Below are 25,724 nucleotides of genomic sequence, written 5' to 3'. Positions count from 1 at the left end.
CTGACCGCAGCGCACCGGTGCACCGCGACCGAATCACCGAGGTGAGCGAGAGGCGTTTATGAGCTTTCTGAACAAGTTCAAGAATCTGGGCCAGCGCAAGTCGCAGGACGATCCTGCAGACGACCTGCCGTTCGACGACGCCTATCCGATGGCCGAGGATCTCGTGGTCGGGGGGCACGACGGCAGTGCCGCGCTCGACACGACGGCGATGTCGCCGCCGCCGGCCTTGCACGACGACTCTTCGATCATTTCCGAATCGGCGCCGTCGGAGTTGGGCGATGGGTTCAGCGAGACGCGCGTCGAAAACAGTGGCGGCCTGGCGGCCGTGGGCGCAGCGCTTCCTCTGATCGGCGGCCTGTCGGTTGGCAGCCAGCAGCGGGTGCTGGGCGGCATGCTGTTCGTCGGCCTGCTCGGTCTGGTGGTGGTCACCGTGGCCGCGCTGACCTCTGCCGATCGCAGCGCCGGTCAGGTGGCCGCGACCGGCGACGTGCTGATGCAGTCGCAGCGGCTCGCGAAGTCGGTTTCGCAGGCCCTGATCGGCAACGACGCGGCTTTTCCCGAGGTGAAGGAGAGCGCCGGCGTCCTGGCCATGGCGTCGCGCGGACTGCAGGGTGGCAACGAGATGGTCAGTGCGGCCCCGGCTGGCGTGCAACCGCTGATCGAGCCGCTGATGCCGTTGATCGACAAGGCCGAGAAGAACACCAACACCGTGCTGGCGCAGCAGTTGACGTTGACGCAGGTGGGGAAGGCGCTGCGTGGCATCAACCGGCAGTCGTCTGACCTGCTGGAGATCGCCGAGACGGTGTCGTCGCTGAAACTGCAGCAGGACGCCTCGCCGTCCGAACTGTCGGCCGTGGGGCAGTTGGTGATGCTCACGCAGCGCATCGGCAAGTCGGCCAACGAGTTTCTCACCGTCGAGGGGGTGTCGCCCGAGGCGGTGTTCCTGCTCGGCAAGGATCTGAACTCGTTCAAGGAGATCGCCCAGGGGCTGCTCGACGGCAACGCCGAATTGCGGCTGCCGGGGACCCGCGACGCCGTGACACGCGAACGCCTGCAGGCGCTGCTGAAGCAGTTCGAGGAAACGCGCACGCTGGCCGGCTCCATCCTGGGCAATCTGCAGGGTCTGGTTGCAGCACGCGAAGCGCAGTCGTCGATCCTGGCCGACAGCGAGCCGCTGCGGGTCGGGTTTCAGGCCGTTCAGACCCAGTTGCAAGGTCGGACCGGGCTGGGTGCCTTCAACCTGCTGGTGATCGTGATCTCGGTGCTGCTGGCCCTGGCCGGCATCGCCGGTTTGCTGTATGTCTACCTGCAGGACCAGCGCCAGCGCGCAGCGGTCGCCAACCTGCAGCGCGAGGAAGCGGAACGGCAGGAACAGGAAGCCAAGCGCGTCAACGACGCCAACCAGGCGGCGATTCTGCGGCTGATGAATGAACTGCAGACGGTCGCCGAAGGTGACCTGACGCAGCAGGCCACCGTGACCGAGGACATCACCGGCGCCATCGCCGACTCGGTGAACTACACAGTCGAAGAACTGCGCACCCTGGTGTCGCAGGTGCAGGGCTCGGTGTCCCGGATGACGGAGACCACGACACAGGTCGAAGCGACGTCCACCGAACTGCTGGCGGCCTCCGACGAACAGCTGCGCGAGATCCGCGAGACCGGCGAATCGGTGCTGCAGATGGCCGGCCGCATCAATGACGTGTCGGCGCAGGCCACGCAGTCGGCCCAGGTCGCGCGGCAGTCGCTGATGGCGGCCGAGTCCGGCCTGCAGGCGGTGCAGAACGCGATCGGCGGCATGAACACGCTGCGCGACCAGATCCAGGACACGTCCAAGCGCATCAAGCGGCTCGGCGAAAGCTCGCAGGAGATCGGCGAAATCACCGAGCTGATCTCCGACATCACCGAGCAGACCAACGTGCTGGCGCTGAACGCCGCCATCCAGGCCGCCTCGGCTGGTGAAGCGGGGCGCGGCTTCTCGGTCGTTGCCGAGGAAGTGCAGCGGCTGGCCGAACGCTCGGGCGACGCGACCAAGCAGATCGCCGCGCTGGTGAAGACCATTCAGACCGACACGCAGGACGCGGTGGCGGCCATGGAGCGATCGACGCAGGGGGTGGTCGAGGGCGCCAAGCTGTCCGACAACGCGGGCACCGCGCTGGGCGAGATCGACCGCGTGTCGCGCCAGCTCGCGGAGCTGATCGAGGCGATCTCGGCCGAAGCCTCTCGCGAGGCACAGTCCGCCAACATCGTGGCGGCCAACATCCAGCACATCTTCGCGGTGACCGAGCAGACCGGCGACGGCACCCGCTCGACCGCGCAACTGGTGCGGGAACTGTCGCGCACGGCCGAAGAGCTGAAGGCCTCGGTCGCGCGGTTCAAGATCGACTGAAGCGGCGCGGCAACTTCTTCGTCGCACAGCGCAGACCCGTCACCGGACCGAGCAGCGGATGGACAGCCCACACGACACCCTCGACGACGTCAGTGCCCTGGCCTGGGTTCAGGAGGAACTGCGCAAGTCGCTCGACACCGCGCACAAGGCGCTTCGCCGCACGCTGAAGGAAACCGAGTCCACGTTTGAGTCCGACCTCGACGACGTCGAACCGACTCAGCTGCGCACAGCGCGGCAGCAGATCCACCAGGGCGTCGGCGTGCTCGAACTGGTTGGTCTGCCGGCCGGTGCCGCACTGCTGCGTGGCAGCGAAGCCGCAGTCCAGCGCTACATCTCCAAGCCCCACAAGCTCGACCTGGTGGCGGTCGAGACGATCGAGCGCGCTTCGTTCGCGCTGCACGATTTCCTGGCGCGCCGACTCGCCGGCAAGCCGGTTTCCTCGGTGGCGCTGTTCCCGCAGTACCGCGCAGTCCAGGAATTGGCCGGCGCCGAGCGCATCCACCCGGCCGACCTGTGGCCGCAGGACTGGCAATGGCACGTGGTACCGACCGAGCCCGGCGTTGCGCCGCGGGGTGCCGATGCGGCCATCGTCGCCGAGTTCGAATCGCAAGTTCTCACGCTGATGCGCAAGCCGGGCGTCGACGTGACGCAGCGCCTGAGCGACCTGAGTGCGGGGCTCGCGGTCGGCTCGGAGCAGTCGCAGACCAGGACCCTGTGGCAGCTGGCGGCCGCCTTTTTCGAGGCGCAGTCCGTCGGGCTGCTGGTGCCCGACGTCTATGCCAAGCGCATGACCTCGCGCCTGCTCGCTCAGCTGCGCAGCCAGCAGCGTGGTGATCTGGCGGCCGGCGAGCGGCTCGCGCGCGACCTGCACTTCTTCTGCACACAGGCCGCAGCGCCCGCCATCGGGGAGGCACCGCGCCTGCAGGCAGTGCGCAGCACCTACCCGGCCACGCGCGAGGCCGTGCCATCCGACTACAACGCCGTCCAGCTAGGCCGCTACGACCCGGCTTGGATCGCGCAGGCCCGCAAGCGGGTCGCCACGGCGAAGGATTCCTGGTCGGCAGTGGCGGGGGGCGAAATGCACCGGCTGCCCGGCCTGAACGAGCAGTTCGCGCTGGTGGCCGACTCGCTCAAGCGGCTGGTGCCGAGTGGCGACCAGCTCGGTGATGCCCTGTTGCGTGCAGTCGGCTCGTCCGTGCAAGCCGGCACGGTGCCGCCGCCGGCGCTGGCCATGGAGACGGCCACCAGCGTGCTCTATCTCGAGGCCGCTCTCGAGGACGGCGCGTTCGACCAGCCCGAGCAGGCCGAGCGCGTCCAGCGCCTCGCGCAGCGCGTCGACGCAGTGCTCGAAGGCGCAGCGCCCGAGCCCCTCGAGACCTGGATGGAGGAGCTCTACCGTCGGGTGTCCGATCGCCAGACGATGGGCAGCGTGGTCCAGGAGTTGCGCGCGTCGCTGTCCGAATCCGAAAAGCTGATCGACCAGTTCTTCCGTGCACCGACCGATCCGGCCGTGCTGATGCCTGTGCCCGCGCAACTGCAGGCGATGCGTGGCGTGATGTCGGTGCTCGGCCTCGACCAGGCGACCCACGCCGTGCTGCGCATGCGCGACGATGTCGACACCCTGGTGTCGGCGGGCGACCAGGCGCGCCACGAGCAGCCGCTGTTCGAGCGCCTCGCCGGCAATCTCAGCGCGCTGAGCTTCATGATCGACCTGCTGGGCGTGCAGCCGCAGGTGGCGAAGTCGCTGTTCCGCTTCGATGCCGCCAGCGGTCTGCTGAGCTCGCAGCTCGGCCGACACAGTACGCCGCTCGAAGACGCCGCCGCACCGCGGCTCGAGCCGTCGCTGATCGCGCAGGCGCAGTCGCTGTCGAGCGCGGCCACCGAGACGATGCCGCTGGCCGAGGTCTCGCGCGAGCTCGAGCGCCTCGCGCTGCAACCGGACGTGGCGGCGCAGCCTGATCTGGTGGCCAGCTTGTCGAGCGCGCAGGCGGCGCTCGACCGGGCCGAGGCACCGTTTGCTCAGCGCGAGACCGAGGCCCGCGTGCGAGAGCAGGTGGTTGGTGCCCTGGCCGAGTTCGTCTCGACGGCGTCCGACCCCATCGGCCTCGATGCCGTACCGGTGTCGAGCCGTATGCCGCTGATGTCGCTGACGCCAGCGGCGCCGGTGCAGCAGACCGGACTCGAGGGCGACGACGAGATGCGCGAGATCTTCCTCGAGGAAGCGCGCGAGGTCCTGGACACCGCGCGCTCGGCACTCGCCGCCCTGAGCGACAGTCCTGGCGATGTGGAGCAGCTCACCACGGTGCGGCGGTCCTTCCACACCTTCAAGGGCAGTTCGCGGATGGTCGGCCTGCGCGAGTTCGGCGAGGCGTCCTGGGCTTGCGAGCAGCTCTACAACGACCTGCTGGCCAGCCAGCAGCCGGCGAGTGACGACCTGCTGCGCACGACCGGCGATGCCCTCGATCACCTGGGCCAGTGGGTCGAGGCCATCGCCCGCGGTGACACCGCGGGCTGGCACAGCGCCCCGCTGCGCCAGTCCGCCGACGCCATGCGGCTCGAGGGACGTTACCTGAGCCCGGCAGTCTCCGGCGCACCGGCGGCCCCGACGGCGCCGTCGCCGGTGCCGCCCGGTTTTGTGCTGCCGCCGGCCAGTGACCTCGATCTACCGGCCCCCGCGGCCCCGGCCGCCGAAAAGGCCGAACAGCCCATGCCGGTCCCGGGCCTGGACTTCACCTTCGATCTGGGCGATGCCTTGCCCGCGGCGGAGCCGCCTGCCATTGCCGCGTCGGCTTTGCCGACGATCGAGGGCCTGGAGGCTCTCGACCCCGCGCCGGCCTTCGAGCACGCTGCGACCGAGCCGCTGCCGCTCGAGGCGTTGCCCTCGGCCGTGCCGGTCCTGGAGTCCATCACCACCTTCGATCTCGAGGTGCCGGAGCTGGCCGAAGAGCTCGTTGCCGATCCGGCCGCCGAAACGCCGGCACTGATCGAGCCGCTGCTGCCCAGCGCCGACGTGTTGCAGTCCCTCGAGCCGTTGCCGGGTGTGATGGCCCGGGAAGACGGCACCCCGGCCGTTCCATTCGACGACGTTGCGGACTCCGACACCATGCCCTTCGAGTCGGGCGACATCGTGGTCGCGCTGGAGCCGTCGCGTGCGGGCGAGCTGTCGCCCACGGTCGATGGGCCGGTCGAAGGCGCAGAGGAGCGCGATGCGTCGACCGACGCGACCGCCGTCGGCGAGCCGACCAGCGAGCAGGTCAAGATCGTCGGGCCGCTGCAGATCGGCATTCCGCTGTTCAACATCTACCTGAACGAGGCCGACGAGCTGTCACGTCGGCTCGGGACCGAGCTGTCCGAATGGGCGCATGAGTTGCACCGCCCGGTGGGCGAGTCGGCCATCTCGCTGGCGCACTCGCTGGCCGGCAGTTCCGCCACCGTCGGTTTCGGCGACCTGTCGTTGCTGGCGCGGCAGCTCGAGCACGCGCTGGTGCATTCGCAGGCGTTGGGCGGCGGGACCAGCGCCGATGCGCAGCTGTATGTGGATGTCGCCGATGAAGTGCGCCGCCTGCTGCACCAGTTCGCCGCCGGCTTCCTCAAGTCGCCCAGCGCGGAGTTGCTCGATCGTCTGGCCTTGCACGAGCTCGACCTCGTGCGGCGCGTCGAGGCACAAGCCAGCGCGCCGCAGGACACCGCGTCGGGCGCCGCAATCGAGGTGCCGGAATCCGCGGCGATGGGCATCGAGCCAGTCGCCGACGCGCTGTCGGCTTCCGCAGCCGTCGTCGACCTGGGGCAGGCCGAATTCAAGCCGCTGGCGCCGTTGCCCGTCGAACCGCAGCGGGCCGCCCGCATGGCGGCGCTCGACAGCGACGAGGACATCGACGCCGTCGACGCGGTCGATCCCGACCTGTTCCCGTTCTTCGAGGAAGAGGCGCAGGAGCTGCTGCCCGAACTGGCGACCCACCTGCGAGCCTGGACGCAGCAGCCGCACGAGGTGTCGCATGCCGCGGCGGCGATGCGGACCCTGCACACCCTCAAGGGCGGCGCTCGCCTGGCCGGCGCGATGCGCCTGGGCGAACTGGCGCACCGTCTCGAGACCGCGATCGAACATCTGTTGGCGCGCGACGCGGCGACCGAGCACGAGGTCGATCAACTGCTCGGCCGTGCCGACGGCCTCAATGCGACATTCGAGGCCTTGTGCCAGCGCGATGCACAGGCCTATGCGGCCGCGCAGGAGGCCGTGCAGCCGCTGATCGACACACCGGAAGCGCCGGTGGTGACCACCGCCTGGCCGCCGCTGGACGAGACCGCCGCGCTGGACGCGACCGCGATCGAGCTGCCGCCGGGTCTGGCCGAGGAACTGCTCGCGACGCCGGAGCCTGCTGCGGAAGCGCCAGCGGTCCCGCCGGGGCCGGCGATCGACTGGGCACGCTTTGCGCAGGAGGCAGACGTGCCGATGGCGGTGGTGGCCGAGAAGGCCATCCCGCTGGCGTCGGTTGCCGCGGTGCGGGTGCGCACCCAGTTGCTCGATCGCATGGTCAACGAGGCGGGCGAAGTGAGCATCGCCCGAGCACGCCTGGAATCTCAGGTCGGGCAGATCAAGAACTCTCTCGGCGACCTGACCGACAACCTGGAGCGCCTGCGCGGCCAGCTGCGCGACATCGAGTTGCAGGCCGAAACCCAGATGAGCACGCGCATGGAGGCGGCCAAGGCCGCTGCGCAGTCGTTCGACCCGCTGGAATTCGACCGTTTCACGCGCTTCCAGGAGCTGACGCGGATGATGGCCGAGTCGGTCAACGACGTGGCCACCGTGCAGCGCACCTTGCAACGCACGCTGGAGACGGCGGAGGACGAACTGGCCGCCCAGGCGCGCCTGACCCGCGATCTGCAGGACGACCTGCTGCGCACGCGGATGGTCGAGTTCGAGGGGCTGTCCGACCGCCTCTACCGTGTCGTGCGCCAGGCTGCCAAGGAAACCGGCAAGCAGGTGCGGCTCGACATCATCGGTGGGTCGATCGAAGTCGACCGTGGCGTGCTGGACCGCATGACCGGCGCCTTCGAGCACCTGCTGCGCAACTGCATCACGCACGGCATCGAGTCGCCCGAACTGCGCACGGCTGCCGGCAAGGACCCGATCGGGACCATCGTCGTGTCGCTGCACCAGGAGGGCAATGAAGTCAGCGTGGAGTTCCGCGACGATGGCGCCGGCCTGAACCTGCCGCGGATCCGCGACAAGGCCGCGTCCATGGGACTGATCGACCCTCATGCGCCGCACAGCGATGCGGAGCTCGCGAACCTGATCTTCACGCCTGGCTTCACCACGGCCGAAAAGGTGACCGAGTTGTCCGGCCGTGGCGTCGGCATGGACGTGGTGCGTGCCGAGGTCAACGCGGTCGGCGGCCGGATCGAGACGGCCAGCGCCGCGGGCCAGGGCGCCAGCTTCAGGCTGATCCTGCCGCTCACCACCGCCGTGACCCAGGTCGTGATGTTGCGCAGCGGCAATGCGACGGTGGCGATCCCGGCCACGCTGGTCGAACTGGTCCGACGCGCCAACACCGACGAACTGGCCGCCGCCTATGCCTCGGGCAGCTACCCGTACGCCGGCCACTCGCTGCCGTTCTTCTGGCTCGGCGCGCTGCTGCAGCTCAGCCGGCGTGGCACCGAACTGGTGGGCCGCTCGCTGCCGGTCGTCGTCGTGCGTTCGGCGCAGCAGCGCGTTGCGCTGCACGTCGACGAAGTGCTGGGCAATCAGGAAGTCGTGGTCAAGAACCTCGGCCCGCAACTGTCGCGCCTGCCAGGGCTGGCGGGCATGACGCTGCTGGCGTCCGGCGTGGTGTCGTTGATCTACAACCCGGTGGCGCTCGCCACGGTGTATGGCGACGTGGCACGCCAGGCAATGGCGTCCCACGAGGCGACCGATGTGCCGGACATCACCGAGGCCACCGCACCGGCCGCGAAGGCGGCGCCGCTGGTGCTGGTGGTCGACGATTCGCTCACGGTGCGGCGCGTCACGCAGCGCCTGCTGGTGCGCGAGGGCTACCGTGTGCTGCTGGCGAAGGACGGCCTCGAGGCGCTCGAGCGCCTGGCGGAGGAGCGCCCGTCGGTGGTGTTGTCCGACATCGAGATGCCGCGCATGGACGGCTTCGACCTGGTGCGCAACATCCGCGCCGATGCCCAGCTCGCGGCGCTGCCGGTCATCATGATCACCTCGCGCATCGCGCAGAAGCACCGCGACTATGCGTCGCAGCTCGGCGTGAATCACTACCTCGGCAAGCCCTACAGCGAGGAGGAGCTGCTGGCATTGATCGGCCGCTATTGCACCATGCCGCTGGCAGAGGCCTGAGGACTCAACCTGCCGGCACCCCCGAGGCGCCGGCATAGTCCTGCTGGCGCCAGGCCTCGAACACCGCCACCGCCACCGCGTTCGACAGGTTGAGGCTGCGCTGGCCGGCGCGCATCGGCAGCCGCACGCGCTGCGTGGCCGGGAAGCGGTCGCGCAGCGTCGGGTCGAGACCGCGGGTCTCGCAGCCGAACACCAGCCAATCGCCAGCCTGCCACGGCACCTCGGTCAGCGGTCGGCTGCCCCGGGTCGTGAAGGCGAACAGCCGCTGAGGATCGGGTTGCTCCGCCGCCAGCAGGGCCTCCCAGCTCGCGTGGCGTCGTACCGCGGCGTGCTCGTGGTAATCGAGTCCGGCGCGCTGCAGCAGCTTGTCTTCCATCGAGAAGCCCAGCGGCTCCACCAGGTGCAGCGTGCAGCCGGTGTTGGCCGCAAGCCGGATCACGTTGCCGGTGTTCGGGGGGATCTCGGGTTCGACGAGGACGATGTGGAACATGGCGAATGGGAGAGGGCGGCTGCATTGTCGGCGCTGCGTCCGGCTCAGCCCGGTGTGCGCGCCACCGCCCAGACCTGTACCGAGGCCGCGCCGGCCGCGTACAGCACGCGCGTGAGTTCTGCAGCGGTCGCGCCGGTCGTCATCACGTCATCGACCAGCGCGACGTGGCGGTCGCGCAGCGCTGCCAGGGCCAGTGGTTCGACGGCAAACGCGCCGCGCAGGTTGGTCAGGCGCGCCGCGCGAGGGAGTGCTGTCTGGTGCGGCGTGTCGCTCGTACGCAGCAGCCACTGCGGTTCGGTGCGGAGGTCCAGTTCGCGCGCCAGCTGCCGGCTCAGCAACGCCGCCTGGTTGTAGCCGCGCTCGCGCAGGCGCGCTGCGGCCAGCGGCACCGGCACCAGCAACTCGACTGGCGGCGATGGGGCGCGCCGCTGCAAGGCGAGCGCCAGGCGTTGCGCCAGCGGCGCGGCCAAGTCGATCGCGTCGTGGAACTTGAGCGCATTCAGCAGGCCGTCCCACGGGTAGGCGTAGTCACAGGCCACGACGGCCCGCGACCAGGGAGGCGGGTTTCGCAGGCAGCTGCCGCAGACGGTCACGCCGTCGGGGCGTTGCAAGGCACAGCGTTCGCAGCGTGGCACGTTCGGTGCGAACCGCGTCAGGCAGTCATCGCAGATGCGCGCCGCCGCACCGCGCGTGCCCGCATGGCAGACCGCGCAGCGGTTCGGCCAGCGGTCGAACAGCGCGCGACCCGCGCGGATCAACCCTCGTGGTGAAGCGATGCCGGCAAGCATGGTCGGCTCAATATACTGCCGCGTCCCATGGACCCCACTCCCCAGCCTGCCCCTTCGACACCCGGCCCGCAGCCGGCCGCGGTGCAGGCTTATCTGCGGCGCGCGGCGCGCATGCCCGACGCGCCCTGGCTGCATGGCGAAATTGCGCGCCGCATGGCGGAGCGGCTGTCCATCGTGAAGGCGACACCGGCCGTGGTGATCGACTGGTGGTCGGCGCAGGGGGGGGGCGCGTCCGCCTTGCGCGCACAGTACCCGCTGGCGCGCATCGAGGCGGTGGAGCCGAACGAAGGACTGGCTCAGCGGAGTGCGCGCGACGCGCGCCGACCGTGGTGGTCGCGGAGGCGCTGGACGCAGCCCGCGATGCCGCTCTGGACCGAGAGCGCGGCCCCCAGGGATGCGCGGGCCCAGCTCCTGTGGTCCAACATGATGCTGCACTGGTCGGCCGACCCCGCGCGACTGTTTGCGCAATGGCGCGAGGCGGTGGCGGTCGACGGCTTCGTGATGTTCTCGTGCTTCGGCCCGGACACCCTGCGCGAACTGCGCAGCCTTTATGAGCGGCTGGGCTGGACCGTCCCCGGGCATGCCTTCATCGACATGCACGACCTGGGCGATGCGATGGTCCATGCCGGCTTCGCCGATCCGGTGATGGACATGGAGCCACTGACGCTGACCTGGGCCGATGCCTCGACGGCGCTGGCGGAACTGCGAACGCTCGGCGGCAACGCCGCGGCACAGCGCCATGCGGGCCTGCGCACGCCGCGCTGGCGGGCCAGGCTGTTGGCGGAACTCGAATCGGCACTTGCCGGACCGGGTGGACGACTGCAGCTGAGTTTCGAGATCGTCTACGGCCACGCATTCCGGCCGTTGCCGCGTGTCCGGATCGCCGCGGAGACGCGTGTCTCGGCCGAGACCTTGCGCAGTCTCGCGCGTGCCGGCGGCAAATCGGCAAGTGATGCTTGAGGCCGTGTCGGGCGCTGGGATAAACTGCGCGCCGGTGTGAAGTGCGGGGGTATGGTCTCCCGAGCTTCCCACACGGTAGGTGATCAGGATCGGTAGCAGCATGTCAGCGCCTTTCGCACCGGACCGGCCCGAGGCACACCTGAAATTCGGTCAGGTCCATGCTGCTCCGGCCGAATCCCGCGGCGGCGCCGCGGTGTCGGTGGAATGGAGCCTCAAGCGCAATTGCTCCTTCTCGCCCGCGCAGTTGCTGTCGGTTTATGCATCGCTGTGCGTGATCTCGTTGGGAATCGCGACATGCTTCTGGTTGGGCGGCGCCACGCTGGTGATGCCGTTCGCGTGGGTGGAGTTGTTTCTGGTCGGTCTGGCATTGCTGGTGTATGCCAGGCATGCCGCTGACCGGGAACTCATCACTCTGTTGCCGGGGCGTCTGGTCGTGGAGCATCTCAACGGAGGGCGCATCGAGCGTGCCGAGTTCGTTCCGGACTGGGTGCGGGTGGAACCGCGGGACGATGACCGGTCATTGATCGAGTTGTCGGGACAGGGCCGGGTGATCGCGGTCGGGCGCTATGTGCGGCCCGAACTGCGGCGGGCGCTGGCCGAAGAATTTCGCACGGCCCTGCGGCAGATGCCGGGGGGGTGGTGGCCGGCGGGCGTCGCGAGCGACACTGCCTGAGACGGTTTTGTTTGGAAGTGAGCACGATGAAGACGATCAACGCCCTTAGCAACGCCGCGAGCGCCCTCCGACGGCAGGCCATGGCGACCGGTCTTGGACTGGCGGCCACGCTGTACACGACGGCGGCTCTGGCCGTCAACGACCTGCCGGGTGGCCCGGCCGTGAATCAGCTCGACCTTCACCCGCCGGTGACGCGCATTGCGGCTGAACAGCAGTGGCTGCACTACTTCATGCTCGTGATCTGCATGGTCATCTTCGTCGCCGTGTTCGGCGTCATGTTCTATTCGATCTTCAAGCACCGTCGCTCCAAGGGGGCGAAGCCGGCCAACTTCCACGAATCGACCACGGTCGAAATCATCTGGACCGTCGTGCCGTTCTTCATCGTGATCCTGATGGCGCTGCCCGCCACCAAGGTCGTGGTCGCGATGAAGGACACCACCAACGCCGATCTGACCATCAAGGCCACCGGCTACCAGTGGAAGTGGGGCTACGACTACATCAAGGGCGAGGGTGAGGGGATTGCCTTCGTCTCCACGCTCGACACCTCGCATCGCCTGATGTCGGACAGCGGCAAGCCCGAACCGACCGACGACTACCTGCTCAAGGTCGACAATCCGCTGGTGGTGCCGGTCGACAAGAAGGTGCGCATCATCACCACCGCCAACGACGTGATCCACGCTTTCATGGTGCCGGCCTTCGGCATCAAGCAGGATGCGATTCCCGGCTTCGTGCGCGACACGTGGTTCCGCGCCGAGAAGACCGGTGACTTCTACGGTCAGTGCGCCGAGCTTTGCGGCAAGGAGCACGCCTACATGCCGATCCACGTGAAGGTGCTGTCGCAGGCCGACTACGCGGTGTGGGTGGAAGGCGAGAAGAAGAAGCTGGCCGCCAAGGCCGACGATCCGGCCAAGGTCTGGGAACTGCCCGACCTCGTGGCCCGCGGCGAGAAGGTCTACGCTGCCAACTGCGCCGCCTGCCACCAGGCCAGCGGCAAGGGCGCGGGAGCGATCAAGCCGATCGACGGTGCCGCCGTGGTGCTCGATGCCGACAAGACCAAGCAGATCGCGATCCTGCTCAACGGCCAGAACAATGGTGCGATGCCGGCCTGGAAGCACCTGTCGGACACCGAGATCGCCGCCGTCATCACCTACACCAAGAACCACTGGTCGAACGCGACCGGTCAGATCGTGCAGCCGGCCGACGTGCTCGCCGCTCGCAAGTAAGCCCCGGTTTCGGAAAGAGGATAGCCCCATGAGTGCAGTTCTTGATCATCACGGTGACCACGCGCACGACCACGCGCACGATCATCCCCACGGCTGGCGGCGTTGGCTGTTCGCCACCAACCACAAGGACATCGGAACGCTGTACCTGCTGTTCTCGCTGACCATGCTGATGATTGGCGGCGTGCTGGCGCTCGGCATCCGTGCCGAGCTGTTCCAGCCCGGTCTGCAGGTGGTGAATCCCGAGCTGTTCAACCAGCTCACCACGATGCACGGCCTGATCATGGTGTTCGGCGCCATCATGCCGGCCTTCGTGGGCTTCGCGAACTGGATGATCCCGCTGCAGGTCGGTGCCGCCGACATGGCGTTCGCGCGGATGAACAATTTCAGCTTCTGGCTGCTGATTCCGGCCGCGCTGATGCTGGTCGGTTCGTTCTTCATGCCGGGCGGCGCCCCGGCCGCGGGCTGGACGCTCTATGCGCCGCTGACGCTGCAGATGGGTCCGTCGATGGATGCCGGCATCTTCGCGATGCACATCATGGGCGCGAGCTCGATCATGGGCTCGATCAACATCATCGTCACCATCCTCAATATGCGCGCGCCCGGCATGACGCTGATGAAGATGCCGCTGTTCTGCTGGACCTGGCTGATCACCGCCTACCTGCTGATCGCGGTGATGCCGGTGCTGGCCGGTGCGATCACGATGACGCTGACCGATCGCCATTTCGGCACCAGCTTCTTCAACCCCGCCGGCGGCGGTGACCCGGTGATGTACCAGCACATCTTCTGGTTCTTCGGGCACCCCGAGGTCTACATCATGATCCTGCCGGCGTTCGGGATCGTCAGCGCCATCATCCCGGCCTTCGCCCGCAAGCGCCTGTTCGGCTACACCTCGATGGTGTACGCCACCTCGTCGATCGCGATCCTGTCGTTCATTGTCTGGGCGCACCACATGTTCACCACCGGCATGCCGGTGACGGGCCAGCTGTTCTTCATGTACGCGACGATGCTGATCGCCATCCCCACCGGGGTGAAGGTGTTCAACTGGATCGCCACCATGTGGCGCGGCTCGATGACCTTCGAGACACCGATGCTGTTCGCGGTGGGCTTCATCTTCGTGTTCACGATGGGCGGCTTCACCGGCCTGATCCTCGCCGTGGCGCCGGTCGACATCCAGTTGCAGGACACCTACTACGTCGTGGCCCACTTCCACTATGTGCTGGTGGCCGGCTCGCTGTACGCGATGTTCGCCGGCTACTACTACTGGAGCCCGAAGTGGACCGGGGTGATGTACTCGGAGACGCGCGGCAAGATCCACTTCTGGGGCTCGTTGATCTTCTTCAACGTCACCTTCTTCCCGATGCACTTCCTCGGGCTGGCCGGCATGCCGCGTCGCTACGCCGACTACCCGATGCAGTTCGCCGACTTCAACGCGCTCGCGACCGTCGGCGCCTTCGGCTTCGGGCTGATGCAGGTCTACTTCCTGTTCTTCATCGTCATCCCGGCGATGCGAGGCAAGGGTGAGCCGGCGCCGCAGAAGCCCTGGGAGGCCGCCGAGGGCCTGGAGTGGGAAGTGCCGTCGCCGGCACCTTTCCACACCTTCGAGACGCCGCCCAAGCTCAACGCGTCGGCCACCAAGATCATCGGCTGACGGCTGGGCGGGAGCACGCGATGGCGATCACCCCCGAGCAACGCAAGCGCAACCTGCGCCTCGCGCTGATCCTGGCGTCGGTCGCGTTCGCGTTCCTGGCGGGTTTCGTGGTCAAGATCACGTTCCTTCATCACTGAGCGCGCCATGGCGACCCCCGATCGCGACGCTGCCCGCAGCGATCGCCGCCTGGGCGGCGACAACCGGCACATGCTGTTCAAGCTTTCGGTCGTCGTGCTGGTGATGTTCGGCTTCGGCTATGGATTGGTGCCGATCTACAAGCACATCTGCGAGGCGCTCGGCATCAACGTGCTGTCGCTGTCGGAGCGCACGGTCAACGGCACGGGCGCGGTGAAGCCCGCCAACACGCAGGTGGACCTCAGCCGCAGCATCACGGTTGAGTTCGATGCCAATGCGCGAGGTCCCTGGGACTTCAAGCCGGCGGTGCGCTCGCTGGAAGTTCATCCGGGCGAGCTGACGACGGTGATGTACGAGTTCCGCAACGTCCAGAACCGCGCCATGGCGGCGCAGGCGATCCCGAGTTACGCCCCCAAGCAGGCGATGTCTCACTTCAACAAGCTGGAGTGCTTCTGCTTCAACGAGTACCAGTTGCAGCCGGGGGAATCCAAGCAGTGGCCGGTCGTGTTCTACATCGACCCGAAGCTGCCGAAGGACGTGCGCACGATCACGTTGAGCTACACCTTCTTCGAGGTGGGCGGCAAGACGCCTGCGGCACCGACTGGCCCCGTGGCGGCCTTGAAGGCAGGGGCGGCGCTTTGAGCGGCTCGCAAGGCGACGCGGGGGCGACGCTGCGGCAGGCTTCGCGTCGCAAGGGCTCGTTCATGCGCACGGCGCGGGCCGTGGCGTGGTCGTTCTTCGGCGTCCGCAAGTCGTCCGAATACGAGCGTGACGTGAACGAGATCAATCCGCTGCACGTCGTGATCGCCGGGGTCGCCGGGGTGCTGCTGTTCATCGGCGCACTGCTGGTGCTGGTGCGCTGGGTCATCGGCAGCGGTGTTGCGACCTGAGCGGGCGGGTCGGAAAGATGGTCATGCAGACGAGAATGGGACGGAACGATGCGGTCGGCCGGCAGGCGGAACGGGTCGAGTCGGGCCAGCAAGACAGGCAAGAGTTCTGAGGAGAAAACATGTCGGCAGCAACCCACGGGCAGACGCCCTACTACTTCGTGCCGGGGCCCTCGCGGCACCCGATCATGGCCGCCATCGGCCTGTTGTTCGTGATCTTCGGTGCCGGCCAGTGGGTCAACGGCCATGGCTGGGGCGCCTACGTGCTGCTGTTCGGGCTGCTGTGGTGGGCCTTCGTGCTGCAGCAATGGTTCCGCCAGGCCATCGGCGAGAGCGAAGGCGGGCAGTACAGCGACCGCATCGACGTGTCCTTCCGCTGGAGCATGAGCTGGTTCATCTTCTCGGAAGTGATGTTCTTCGCGGCGTTCTTCGGTGCCCTGTACTGGACGCGCGTGCATTCCGTCCCCAACCTGGGTGATCTCGAGAATGCGCTGCTGTGGCCCGACTTCAAGGCGGTGTGGCCGAGCGTCGCCGCCGGCGCCACGGCCTCGCCGGCCGGCATCGTCGAGCCCTTCACGACGATGGGTCCGTTCTGGCTGCCGACGATCAACACCGCGCTGCTGCTGACCTCGGGGGTGACGCTGACCATCGCCCACCATGCCCTGCGCGAGAACCACCGCGGCAAGACCATTGCCTTCATGTGGCTGACCGTGCTGCTGGGCCTGACCTTCCTGTTCGTCCAGGGCTATGAATACCACCACGCCTACACCGAGCTGAACCTCAAGCTCAGCAGCGGCGTGTTCGGGTCGACCTTCTTCATGCTGACCGGCTTCCACGGCTTCCACGTGTTCGTCGGCATGCTGATGCTGCTGTTCATCACGATCCGCCTGATGAAGGGCCACTTCACGCCCGAGCGCCACTTCGGCTTCGAGGGCGCCGCGTGGTACTGGCACTTCGTCGACGTGGTGTGGTTGGGCCTGTACGTGGTCGTCTACTGGATGTGAGCGATCCCTGGGCGCTGCCCTGGCGTGCCCGAGGCCGGGCAGGGGGTGCCGAGCGTCGACGTGAAAAGAGCGCCGCAGGCGCTCTTTTCCTTTTCCCGGATCAGCGCGGCGACAACGGCAGTCCGGTCGGCTGGATCCAGCCGAGCCGGTAGGCAACGAGGATGAACACGAACAAGGCCACCGACAGCCCGATCCGCCAGGCGAGCGCATGCAGCATGCGGTCGGTCTTGGGGGCGCCGTCACGGCCGTCCTTGAGCAGTGCGCGGCCGGCCGCGGCCAGGGCGAGCAGGATGGCGACGAAGGCCAGGATCACGATCCATTTCATCCGGTCACTGTATGGCATCCGGCCCGGGGCGGTGCGGTGAGAGCGGCGGCGCGCCGCTGGATCGTGCTGCTGGCGGCCGTCGCCGGCGTGGCGCTGACGGCTCGCCTCGGCGCGTGGCAGCTGTCGCGCGCAGCCCAGAAGGAGGCGCTGCAGGCGAGTCTCGACACGCAGGGCGCGCTGCCGCCGCTGCCGGCCGCGGCGCTGGCCCGCGACGCGGCGACCGCCGCCGGCCAATGGCACCGGCGCGTCACGCTGGCCGGGCGCTGGCGGCCGGAGCACAGCGTCTTTCTCGACAACCGCCAGATGAACGGCCGTCCGGGCTTCTTCCTGCTCACGCCGCTGGAGCTTGCGCCCGGTGATGCCGTGCTGGTACAGCGCGGCTGGGCGCCACGCGATCTGCGCGACCGTGCGCTGCTGCCCGACGTGCCGACGGCCGGCGGTCGGGTGGAGTTGGTCGGCCAGATCGCCCCGGCCCCTGCTCGGCTGTATGCCTTTGCCGACGAGGAGTCGGGCCGGCTCCGGCAAAATGTCGACATCGATGCCTATGCCCGCGAAACGGGACTCGGGCTGCGTCCGCTCTCCATCGTCCAGACGGAAGGCGGCGTGCTCGAAGACGGCCTGCTGCGGCAATGGCCGCGACCGGCGGTCGACGTGCACAAGCACTACGGCTATGCCTTCCAGTGGTTCGCCCTGGCCACCCTGCTGACCGGTTTGTATGTCTGGTTCCAACTCTTCCAACCCTGGCTCCGGCGGCGGCGCACAGCGCGCTGAGGCGGCCGCCGCGGAGCCGCTGAGCTTCGCCGTGCACAGCCTGCCGTCGCCGACGCTGCCGAACGCCGCGGTGCGTCACGGGCGTCTGAAGATGCTGCTGGTGCTGCTGGTGTGCGCGGCACCGGTGATCGCCTCCTACTTCACCTATTACGTCATCCGGCCCCAGGGACGCACCAATCACGGCGTGCTCGTCGAGCCGCAGCGGCCCCTGCCGAGCGCGGCGGAGCTGCCCTTGAGCGACCTGCAGGGCGCCGAGGTCGATCCGTCCCGCCTCAAGGGCCAGTGGCTGCTGATCGCGGTGGCGGGCGGGGTCTGTGATGCGCTGTGCGAGCGCCAGCTCTACCTGCAGCGGCAATTGCGCGAATCTCTCGGCAAGCACAAGGACCGGCTCGATCGCGTCTGGCTGATCGACGATGCCGCAGCCCCCCGTTCCGAGCTGATGCCGGCCCTGCAGGGCGCCACCGTGCTGCGGGCGCCGGCGGCGGCGCTCGACCGCTGGCTGGCGGGCAGCGACCGCCAGGGGCTGGCGGCGCATTTCTTCCTGGTCGACCCGCTCGGCAATTACATGATGCGATTTCCAGCCCCGAGCGAGCCCGATCGCATCAAGCGCGACCTCGAGAAGCTGATGCGTGCAGCGGCCAGCTGGGACGAGCCGGGGCGCTGAAGGCGGCAGATGGACTCGGCTGCTCTCGTCAACCTCGAGCCGCTCGCGCGCATGGCGCTGCTGGGCTGCGTGATCGCGCTCGGCCCGCTGGCCTGGGTGTGGGCGCGCACGCGCTCTGGCGACGGCCGCGGCCGGTTGCGGGCGTTGACCCTGCTGACGCTCTTTCTCACCTTCGACCTGGTGCTGTTCGGCGCCTTCACGCGACTCACCGATTCCGGACTCGGCTGCCCTGACTGGCCAGGCTGCTACGGCAGTGCCAGCCCGCTGGGCGCCCGCGACGAGATCCAGGCCGCGCAGAGTGCGCTGCCGACCGGCCCGGTCACGCACGGGAAGGCCTGGGTCGAGATGGTGCACCGCTACCTTGCGACGGCGGTCGGTGTCCTGATCACCGTGATGACGCTGCTGAGCTGGCAGCAGTGGCGCCGCGACGGCCGGGGGAGTTCCGAAGCGCCGACGCGGGTCTCTCCTTGGTGGGCCACCGTCACACTGCTGTGGGTCTGTGTGCAGGGCGCCTTCGGAGCCTTCACGGTGACCTTGAAGCTCTACCCGGCCATCGTCACGGCGCACCTGCTCGGCGGACTCGCGTTGTTGGCGCTGCTGGCGGCACAGGCCTGGCGTCCGGCCGCCGACCGGGTCGTGGGGGTGAGCTCCGCGTTGCGCCGCAGCTTGGTCATCGTGTCATTGCTGGCCGTGTTGCAGATCGCGCTCGGCGCCTGGGTCAGCACCAACTATGCGGTGCTGGCCTGCAGCGATTTCCCCACCTGCCAGGGGCGCTGGTGGCCGACGATGGACTTCGAGCACGGCTTCGCCGTGCTGCGCCCGCTGGGCGTGGGCAAGGACGGCGCGTGGCTGCCGTTCGCGGCGCTGACGGCGATCCACATGACGCATCGCCTGGGTGCGCTGCTGCTGCTCGGTGGCTTGGTCTGGCTGGTGTGGCGGCTGGTGCGAGAACCGGCGCTGCGCCGCTACGCCACAGGGCTGGTCGGCGTGGCAGCGTGGCAGGTCGTCACCGGCGTCAGCAATGTCGTGCTCGACTGGCCGCTGCTGGCGGCCGTGGCCCACACTGGCGGCGCGGCCGCGCTGGTACTGCTGTTGACGGCGCTGCTGTTGCGTACCACATCGGCGCGCCCGGTTGCCGCGTCGTCCCGGGCTACCGCGCCGCTCGTGGCGCGCCGCGCTTCCTAGAATTGCTTCTTGCCGCAGACATGTCCGAGACCCTCGCCACCCCACCCGCCGCGCTGCACACCTGGCTGTCGCGCTGGCGCCAGTTCAGCGCGCTGACCAAGCCGCGCGTGGTGCAGCTCATCGTGTTCTGCGCAGCCATCGGCATGCTGCTGGCCGTGCCCGGCTGGCCGTCGCTGCCTGCTTGGGGCGTGACCCTGGCGGCCTCGATCGGTATCTGGCTGGTGGCCAGCGCCGCCGCAGCCTTCAACTGCCTGGTCGAGCAGACCATCGATTCGAAGATGAAGCGCACGGCCTGGCGCCCGACGGCGAAGGGCGAACTGAGCAACACGCAGACCCTCAGCTTCGCCGTGCTGCTGTGTGCGGCCGGCATGGCCGTGCTGTGGGTCTGGGTCAATGCTCTGACGATGTGGCTCACCTTCGCCACCTTTGTCGGCTATGCAGTGATCTACACCGTGCTGCTGAAGCCGGCGACGCCGCAGAACATCGTGATCGGGGGCGCCTCGGGCGCCATGCCGCCGGTGCTGGGCTGGGCCGCGATGCGCGGAGAACTCGGCGCCGAACCGTGGATCCTCTGCCTGATCATCTTCCTGTGGACGCCGCCGCATTTCTGGGCGCTGGCGCTCTACCGCGCCGAAGACTACGCGCGGGCCGGTCTGCCGATGCTGCCGGTGACGCACGGCAACGACTTCACGCGCCTGCAGATCCTGCTCTACACCTTCGTGCTGTTTGCCGCGACCCTGCTGCCCTTCGTCTACGGCATGAGCGGCTGGATCTACCTGGTCGCGGCCTGCGCGTTGGGCGTGGGCTTCTGCGGCCATGCCTTCCGGCTGTGGCGCCACTACAGCGAAGCGCTGGCGCGACGCACCTTCCGTTTCTCGATCTGGCACCTGTCGCTGCTGTTCGCGGCCTTGTTGCTCGACCACTACCTGGGCCCGCTGCTGCGGGGTACGCCATGATGCGCAGGCTCGCCGTTCTCACCGTCTGTGCCGCGCTCGGGCTGCTGGCCGCCTGCGACCCGGCGGCCAAGCCCGCCGAGCCCTTCAAGGGCATCGACATCACCGGCGCCGACTACGCACGCGACTTCGCTCTGAGCGACGTCGATGGGCGCCCGCGCACGCTGGCCGATTTCAAGGGCAAGGCGACCGTGGTGTTCTTCGGGTACACACAGTGCCCCGATGTCTGCCCCACCACGATGGCCGAACTGGCCGCCGTGAAGAAGCAGCTCGGTGCGGACGGCGACAAGCTGCAGGCAGTCTTCATCACTGTCGATCCGGAGCGCGACACGCCGGAGATCCTGAAGGCCTATATGAGCAGCTTCGACCCGAGCTTCGTCGCGCTGCGCAGCACGCCCGAGCAGACCCAGGCGGTCGCGAAGTCCTTCAAGGCCTTCTTCCGCAAGGTCCCGGGCAAGGCGGCGGACAGCTACACGATGGACCACACGGCAGGCGCTTACGTCTACGATCCGCAAGGGCGGCTCCGTCTGTTCGTGCGCTACGGACAGCCGATCGAGGCCTGGGTGGCCGATCTGAAGCAGTTGCTGGCCTGAAGAATCGCCTGCCCCATGAACAAAGCGGCCCGCGGGCCGCTTTGTCGTCGCTGCAAGGCACGTCGGAGACTCAGGCGTAGGCGGCCAGCGCCTTGCGCATCTTCTTCATCGCGGCTACCTCGATCTGACGGATCCGCTCGGCGCTGACGCCGTACTCGGCGGCCAGTTCGTGCAGCGTCATGCCGCCCGAGCCGTTGTCGTTGACCTTGAGCCAGCGTTCCTCGACGATGCGTCGGCTGCGCGCGTCCAGCACATCCAGCGCCTCGCCGATGCCGTCGCCGGCCAGCGCGTCACGGCGCTGGGCGTCGAGCACACGCGTCGGTTCGTGGCGGTCGTCGGCCAGATAGGCGATCGGCGCGTAGCTCTCGTCACCGTCGTCGGTCTGCGGATCGAGCGCGACATCGCCTCCCGACAGGCGCGTCTCCATCTCGATGACTTCCTCGCGCTTGACCTTGAGTTCACTGGCCACGATGTCGATCTCGGCATCGGTCAGCGTGCTGCGGTGCAGGTCGCTGTCGGTGGCATCGCCCTTGAAACCCTGCTTCATCGAGCGCAGGTTGAAGAACAGTTTGCGCTGCGCCTTCGTGGTCGCCAGCTTGACCATGCGCCAGTTGCGCAGCACGTACTCGTGGATCTCGGCCTTGATCCAGTGCAGCGCATAGCTGACCAGTCGCACGCCTTGGCTGGGGTCGAAGCGCTTGACGGCCTTCATCAGGCCGACATTGCCTTCCTGGATCAGGTCGCCGTGAGGAAGCCCGTAGCCCAGGTACTGGCGCGATACCGACACGACCAGACGCAAGTGCGACAGCACCAGACGGCCGGCAGCCTCGAGGTCGTGTTCGTCACGCAGCCGCTGGCCGAGCGACTGCTCTTCCTCGAGCGTCAGCATCGGCAGGCGGTTCACGGCGGCGATATAGGCATTCAGGTCGCCGAGCGACGGGACCAGCGCCCACGGGTCGCGCACCGTCAGCGCCTGCGAGCCCGCGGAAGTGTTAAGCGACAGCGTGGTGTTCATGGCATCGAAAGACATCCAGAACCTCCTTTCGTTCCGTCAATATTAGCACTCACGTAAAACGAGTGCTAAAACTCCAAGACGGAAGGGCCAAGGACTGCCCGGATCGAGCTGCTTCGATTGGGCAAGTCAAAACCTTTTCGGTAGTGAGCATGTGCTTACAAAGGCTGTTGCGGCCGAGGTTCGATGGCCTGTCACCCCGGTCGCTGCGAGCTCGCTAGACTGCGTTTCTTACCCGGAGACCGCCATGGCCGCCAGCTTCCATTGGGATGACCCCCTGCTGCTCGACAGCCAGCTGAGCGAGGACGAACGCGCTGTGCGCGACGCCGCGCAGGCTTACTGCCAGGACCGCCTGGCGCCTCGTGTGCTGGAGGCCTTTCGCCACGAGAAGACCGACCCGGCCATCTTCCGCGAGATGGGCGAGCTCGGCCTGCTCGGCGCTACGCTCCCCGAAGCCTATGGCGGCGCCGGCCTCAACCACGTCTGCTACGGCCTGGTGGCCCGCGAGGTCGAGCGTGTCGATTCCGGATACCGCTCAATGATGAGCGTGCAGAGCTCGCTTGTCATGGTGCCCATTTACACCTTCGGTACCGAAGCCCAGAAGCAGAAGTACCTGCCCAAGCTCGCCCGCGGCGAATGGATCGGCTGCTTTGGCCTCACCGAGCCCAACCACGGTTCCGACCCCGGCAGCCTGGCCACCCGCGCGCGTGCCGTGCAGGGTGGCTACGTCCTCAGCGGCGCCAAGATGTGGATCACCAACAGCCCCATCGCCGACGTCTTCGTTGTCTGGGCCAAGGATGATGGCGGGCAGATCCGAGGCTTCATCCTGGACAAGGGCATGAAGGGGCTGGAAGCCCCGGCGGTGCATGGCAAGGTCGGCCTGCGGGCCTCGCTCACCGGCGAGATCGTCATGGACGAGGTGTTCTGTCCGGAGGAGAACGCCTTTCCCGAGGTGCGCGGCCTGAAGGGGCCCTTCACTTGCCTCAACAGCGCCCGCTACGGCATCGCCTGGGGAGCGCTGGGTGCGGCGGAGGACTGCTTCCACCGCGCCCGCCAGTACGTGCTCGACCGCCCGCAGTTCGGCCGGCCGCTGGCGGCCAACCAACTGATCCAGAAGAAGCTGGCCGACATGCAGACCGAGATCACGCTGGGTCTTCAGGGCTGCCTGCGACTGGGGCGCATGAAGGACGAAGGCACGGCGGCGGTCGAGATCACCAGCATCATGAAGCGCAACTCCTGCGGCAAAAGCCTGGAGATCGCCCGGATGGCGCGCGACATGATGGGCGGCAACGGCATCTCCGACGAGTTCGGCGTGGCGCGCCATCTGGTCAACCTCGAGGTGGTCAACACCTACGAGGGCACGCATGACGTGCATGCCCTGATCCTCGGGCGGGCCATCACGGGAATCCAGGCTTTCTGCTGACGCCGGACCGCGCGGCCGGCGTGCATCTCCCCTCAGGTTGGCGTCAGCCCACCGTCAGTACGCTGCCGAACGCAGCGGAGACGATGCGGGTCGACGGGGAGGCAGGCCTGCGCGCTACAGTGCGGACCATGGTCATCGCTTCCACTTCGAACATGATTCACCGTTCCAAGGCACTCGCGCAAGACCCATCCTCCATGCACATCCTGCTGGCTGAAGACGACCCGGCACTGGCCGAGTCGACGGCGCGCGCACTGCGCTCGCAAGGCTGGGTGGTCGACCACACGCCCCGCGGCGAACCGGTCCCGACGTCGGTCAAGACGGATCCCTACGACCTCCTGATCCTCGACATCGGCCTGATCGGCATCGATGGCTTCGAGACGCTGCGTCGTGTGCGCGAGCAGGGCTCGACCCTGCCGGTCCTGATGCTGACCGCGCGCGACGCGATCGAGGACCGCGTGCACGGCCTCGAGATGGGCGCTGACGACTACCTCGTCAAGCCGTTCGCGCTGGCCGAGTTGATCGCGCGGGTGAAGGTGCTGACGCGCCGTCACCAGGCGCGCCAGGGCAGCGTGCTCTCGATGGGCGGGTTGCGCATGGACCTCGAGGCCAACCGGGCCTGGATCGGCGAACAGCCGCTCGATCTGTCGGCGCGCGAATGGGCCGTGCTCGAGTACCTGCTCAGCCGGGTCGGACATGTCGTCGGCAAGGAGCAGATTCTGCAGGCCATCAGTGGTTGGGACGATGCGCTGTCGGAAAACGCGGTCGAAGTCTACGTTTCGCGCCTGCGGCCGAAGATCGAGCCGGCCGGCCTGCGCATCCGCGCCGTGCGCGGCTTCGGCTACCTCGTGGAAGAAGTCGCCGGAGCCGCTCCCTCCGTGCAGTGATGCTCAACAGCCTGAAGGCCACCCTCCTGCTGTGGGTGGTGCTCCTCACGGTGTTGATCGCGCCGGTGCGGCTGTTCTTCGACCTGCGCGGTCAGCTGCAGCGCACCAGCGATGCCTACGACGTCGGCCTGAGCGACTGGGCCCTGGCGCTGGGCAACCTGGTGCACGTGATCGACGGGCAGGTGGAGTTCGAGCTGAACCAGCAGACCGAGCAGTCGCTGCGCACGAGCGCAACGGACACCACCTACTACATCGTGCTCGACGCCGACGGCCAGCGGCTGGCCGGCGACGCCCCGCTGGCCAGTCCACCGATCACGCTCGCTCGTGGCGAGCGCCGGATGTTCAACACGCGGGTCGACGACCGTCCCGTACGGATGGCGGTGCACGCGGTCGAGTGCGGCACCCGGCTGTGCCAGGTCCGCGTGGCCGAGACGCTGGTCAAGCGGGACAAGGCGCGCAACGAGTCGCTGGTGCTGACACTGACGCTCGCGCTGGTGTTCGCATTGGTGTTCGCGGTGGCGATCTGGTGGGTGGTGCGGCACGCGATGCAGCCGCTGGAGTCGGTCAACGAGCAGCTGGCGCAGCGCTCGCTCGACGACCTGCGGCCCCTGCGTCGCGGGCGCATGCCCAGCGAGGTGCAACCGCTCCTCAACGCGATCGACCAGCTGCTGCAGCGCGTGGCGGCCGACGCGACGCGGCAGCGCCATTTCATCGCCGATGCGGCGCACCAGTTGCGCACCCCGCTGACTGCGCTGCGAACCGAGTCCGAGCTGGCGTTGCTGGAAGCCCACCCGCCCGCCGTCCATGCAACGCTCGAGCGTGTGCACCGTTCGACGCAGCGCGTGGCCCGCGCCGCGGACCAGCTGCTGGCGCTTGCACGCAGCGAGGCCAGCAGCAACGAGCCCGGGGATCCGGTCGACCTGAAGGCGGTGGCCCAGGACGCCGCGCAGGACTGGGTTCCTCGCGCACTGGAACGCGGCGCCGATCTTGGATTCCAGCTCGAGGCAGCGCCGGTGCGTGGGCACCGCCATCTGCTCGGCGAGCTGCTCGCCAACCTGATCCACAACGCGCTGGAGTACGCGACCGGCACCGTCCAGCGGCCGGCCCGGATCACGGTACGCACCGGTGTCCTGAGGCAGCAGGACGGCGCACCGAGATCGATGTTCGAGGTGGAGGACAACGGCCCCGGCATTGCGGCCGAAGAGCGCGCCAAGGTGTTCGAGCGCTTCTACCGTGCACCAGGCTCAACGGGAGCCGGGAGCGGCCTGGGGTTGGCCATCGTGCGTGACATCGCTCGCTCGCACAACGCGGGGGTCGAGCTGCTCGACGGCGAAGACGGCTGCGGCCTGCGCGTGCGCGTCGTGTTCCCGCCCGGCCGGTGAA

Annotated in this window: 22 protein-coding genes; 18 read left to right on the top strand and 4 right to left on the bottom strand. The window is 68.1% G+C overall.

The genetic code is table 11. The annotated features are described in order from the left end of the window. Nucleotides 1-58 precede the first annotated feature (58 nt). Together C1M51_RS05600 and C1M51_RS05595 are read left to right on the top strand one after the other, a co-directional pair. Nucleotides 59-2,386 (top strand): methyl-accepting chemotaxis protein, encoded by a 2,328-nt coding sequence (locus C1M51_RS05600; RefSeq protein WP_165349650.1) that lies wholly within the window; start codon nt 59-61, stop codon nt 2,384-2,386. 58 nt (nt 2,387-2,444) lie between these two features. Continuing rightward, on the top strand, nt 2,445-8,723 hold the full coding sequence (locus tag C1M51_RS05595) for an Hpt domain-containing protein (RefSeq protein ID WP_129448596.1): 6,279 nt from the start codon (nt 2,445-2,447) through the stop codon (nt 8,721-8,723). Between the two features lie 4 nt (nt 8,724-8,727). Here the strand turns inward: C1M51_RS05595 and trmL are convergent, their stop codons facing one another. Further along, nucleotides 8,728-9,213: a tRNA (uridine(34)/cytosine(34)/5-carboxymethylaminomethyluridine(34)-2'-O)-methyltransferase TrmL gene (gene trmL, locus C1M51_RS05590; protein ID WP_129448595.1), complete on the bottom strand. Its 486-nt coding sequence runs from the start codon at nt 9,211-9,213 to the stop codon at nt 8,728-8,730. A 44-nt stretch (nt 9,214-9,257) separates the two neighbouring features. Next, nucleotides 9,258-10,001 carry a double zinc ribbon domain-containing protein gene (locus C1M51_RS05585; protein ID WP_129448594.1) on the bottom strand — a complete coding sequence of 248 codons (744 nt, stop codon included), beginning with the start codon at nt 9,999-10,001 and terminating at the stop codon, nt 9,258-9,260. 27 nt (nt 10,002-10,028) lie between these two features. Between C1M51_RS05585 and C1M51_RS05580 the strand changes: the two genes are divergently transcribed. From C1M51_RS05580 to C1M51_RS05550, 8 genes are all read left to right on the top strand, one after another. Continuing rightward, nucleotides 10,029-10,961, top strand: coding sequence for a methyltransferase domain-containing protein (locus C1M51_RS05580; protein ID WP_129448593.1), 933 nt, complete (start codon nt 10,029-10,031; stop codon nt 10,959-10,961). 100 nt (nt 10,962-11,061) lie between these two features. Then, nucleotides 11,062-11,634, top strand: a complete 573-nt coding sequence (locus C1M51_RS05575; protein ID WP_011830758.1) for a DUF2244 domain-containing protein — start codon at nt 11,062-11,064, stop codon at nt 11,632-11,634. Between the two features lie 80 nt (nt 11,635-11,714). After that, nucleotides 11,715-12,857, top strand: coding sequence for a cytochrome c oxidase subunit II (gene coxB / locus C1M51_RS05570; RefSeq protein ID WP_129448592.1), 1,143 nt, complete (start codon nt 11,715-11,717; stop codon nt 12,855-12,857). Nucleotides 12,858-12,885: 28 nt separating this feature from the next. Continuing rightward, nucleotides 12,886-14,505: a cytochrome c oxidase subunit I gene (gene ctaD / locus C1M51_RS05565; protein ID WP_011830756.1), complete on the top strand. Its 1,620-nt coding sequence runs from the start codon at nt 12,886-12,888 to the stop codon at nt 14,503-14,505. A 20-nt stretch (nt 14,506-14,525) separates the two neighbouring features. Beyond that, nucleotides 14,526-14,642, top strand: coding sequence for a cytochrome oxidase small assembly protein (locus C1M51_RS19235; protein ID WP_375136158.1), 117 nt, complete (start codon nt 14,526-14,528; stop codon nt 14,640-14,642). A 70-nt stretch (nt 14,643-14,712) separates the two neighbouring features. Then, the gene (locus C1M51_RS05560) at nt 14,713-15,282 is read left to right on the top strand and encodes a cytochrome c oxidase assembly protein (RefSeq protein WP_036247765.1); all 570 of its coding nucleotides are present in this window, start codon (nt 14,713-14,715) and stop codon (nt 15,280-15,282) included. Next, nucleotides 15,279-15,530, top strand: coding sequence for a DUF2970 domain-containing protein (locus tag C1M51_RS05555; RefSeq protein WP_242499984.1), 252 nt, complete (start codon nt 15,279-15,281; stop codon nt 15,528-15,530). Before C1M51_RS05560 ends, C1M51_RS05555 begins: the two co-directional genes overlap by 4 nt. A gap of 119 nt (nt 15,531-15,649) precedes the next feature. After that, complete coding sequence (locus C1M51_RS05550) at nt 15,650-16,531, top strand: cytochrome c oxidase subunit 3 (protein ID WP_011830753.1); 882 nt, start codon at nt 15,650-15,652, stop codon at nt 16,529-16,531. Between the two features lie 100 nt (nt 16,532-16,631). Here the strand turns inward: C1M51_RS05550 and C1M51_RS05545 are convergent, their stop codons facing one another. After that, nucleotides 16,632-16,856: a twin transmembrane helix small protein gene (locus C1M51_RS05545; protein WP_129448591.1), complete on the bottom strand. Its 225-nt coding sequence runs from the start codon at nt 16,854-16,856 to the stop codon at nt 16,632-16,634. A 63-nt stretch (nt 16,857-16,919) separates the two neighbouring features. On the opposite strand from C1M51_RS05545, the gene C1M51_RS05540 reads away from it, so the two are divergent. From C1M51_RS05540 to C1M51_RS05520, 5 genes are read left to right on the top strand one after another with little or no spacing between them, the layout of a single operon-like run. After that, nucleotides 16,920-17,627, top strand: coding sequence for an SURF1 family protein (locus tag C1M51_RS05540; protein ID WP_242499983.1), 708 nt, complete (start codon nt 16,920-16,922; stop codon nt 17,625-17,627). Next, nucleotides 17,572-18,291 (top strand): hypothetical protein, encoded by a 720-nt coding sequence (locus tag C1M51_RS05535; RefSeq protein ID WP_129448589.1) that lies wholly within the window; start codon nt 17,572-17,574, stop codon nt 18,289-18,291. Before C1M51_RS05540 ends, C1M51_RS05535 begins: the two co-directional genes overlap by 56 nt. Before the next feature lie 9 nt (nt 18,292-18,300). Next, nucleotides 18,301-19,476 (top strand): heme A synthase, encoded by a 1,176-nt coding sequence (locus tag C1M51_RS05530; RefSeq protein ID WP_129448588.1) that lies wholly within the window; start codon nt 18,301-18,303, stop codon nt 19,474-19,476. A gap of 20 nt (nt 19,477-19,496) precedes the next feature. Further along, entirely contained in the window at nt 19,497-20,432 is a 936-nt protein-coding gene (cyoE, locus tag C1M51_RS05525; RefSeq protein WP_129448587.1) for a heme o synthase, read from the top strand. After that, nucleotides 20,429-21,022, top strand: coding sequence for an SCO family protein (locus C1M51_RS05520; protein ID WP_129448586.1), 594 nt, complete (start codon nt 20,429-20,431; stop codon nt 21,020-21,022). The genes cyoE and C1M51_RS05520 overlap by 4 nt, the downstream gene beginning before the upstream one ends. A gap of 70 nt (nt 21,023-21,092) precedes the next feature. Here C1M51_RS05520 and rpoH read toward each other — a convergent pair whose 3' ends face one another. After that, a complete protein-coding gene (rpoH, locus tag C1M51_RS05515; RefSeq protein WP_193373396.1) occupies nt 21,093-22,037 on the bottom strand; it encodes an RNA polymerase sigma factor RpoH in 945 nt (314 codons plus the stop codon). A gap of 244 nt (nt 22,038-22,281) precedes the next feature. On the opposite strand from rpoH, the gene C1M51_RS05510 reads away from it, so the two are divergent. From C1M51_RS05510 to C1M51_RS05500, 3 genes are all read left to right on the top strand, one after another. Continuing rightward, nucleotides 22,282-23,457 carry an acyl-CoA dehydrogenase gene (locus C1M51_RS05510; RefSeq protein ID WP_129448585.1) on the top strand — a complete coding sequence of 392 codons (1,176 nt, stop codon included), beginning with the start codon at nt 22,282-22,284 and terminating at the stop codon, nt 23,455-23,457. 83 nt (nt 23,458-23,540) lie between these two features. Continuing rightward, a complete protein-coding gene (locus tag C1M51_RS05505) occupies nt 23,541-24,341 on the top strand; it encodes a response regulator transcription factor (protein ID WP_310733950.1) in 801 nt (266 codons plus the stop codon). Then, nucleotides 24,341-25,723: a sensor histidine kinase gene (locus tag C1M51_RS05500; RefSeq protein ID WP_129448584.1), complete on the top strand. Its 1,383-nt coding sequence runs from the start codon at nt 24,341-24,343 to the stop codon at nt 25,721-25,723. Before C1M51_RS05505 ends, C1M51_RS05500 begins: the two co-directional genes overlap by 1 nt. The last annotated feature ends 1 nt before the right edge of the window (nt 25,724 follow it).

This window comes from Methylibium sp. Pch-M (assembly GCF_004136295.1).
In the GTDB taxonomy this organism is placed as follows: Bacteria; Pseudomonadota; Gammaproteobacteria; order Burkholderiales; family Burkholderiaceae_C; genus Methylibium; species Methylibium petroleiphilum.
The sequence above is the reverse complement of the archived record's forward strand: the minus strand, read 5'-3'. Positions and strand labels throughout refer to the sequence as shown.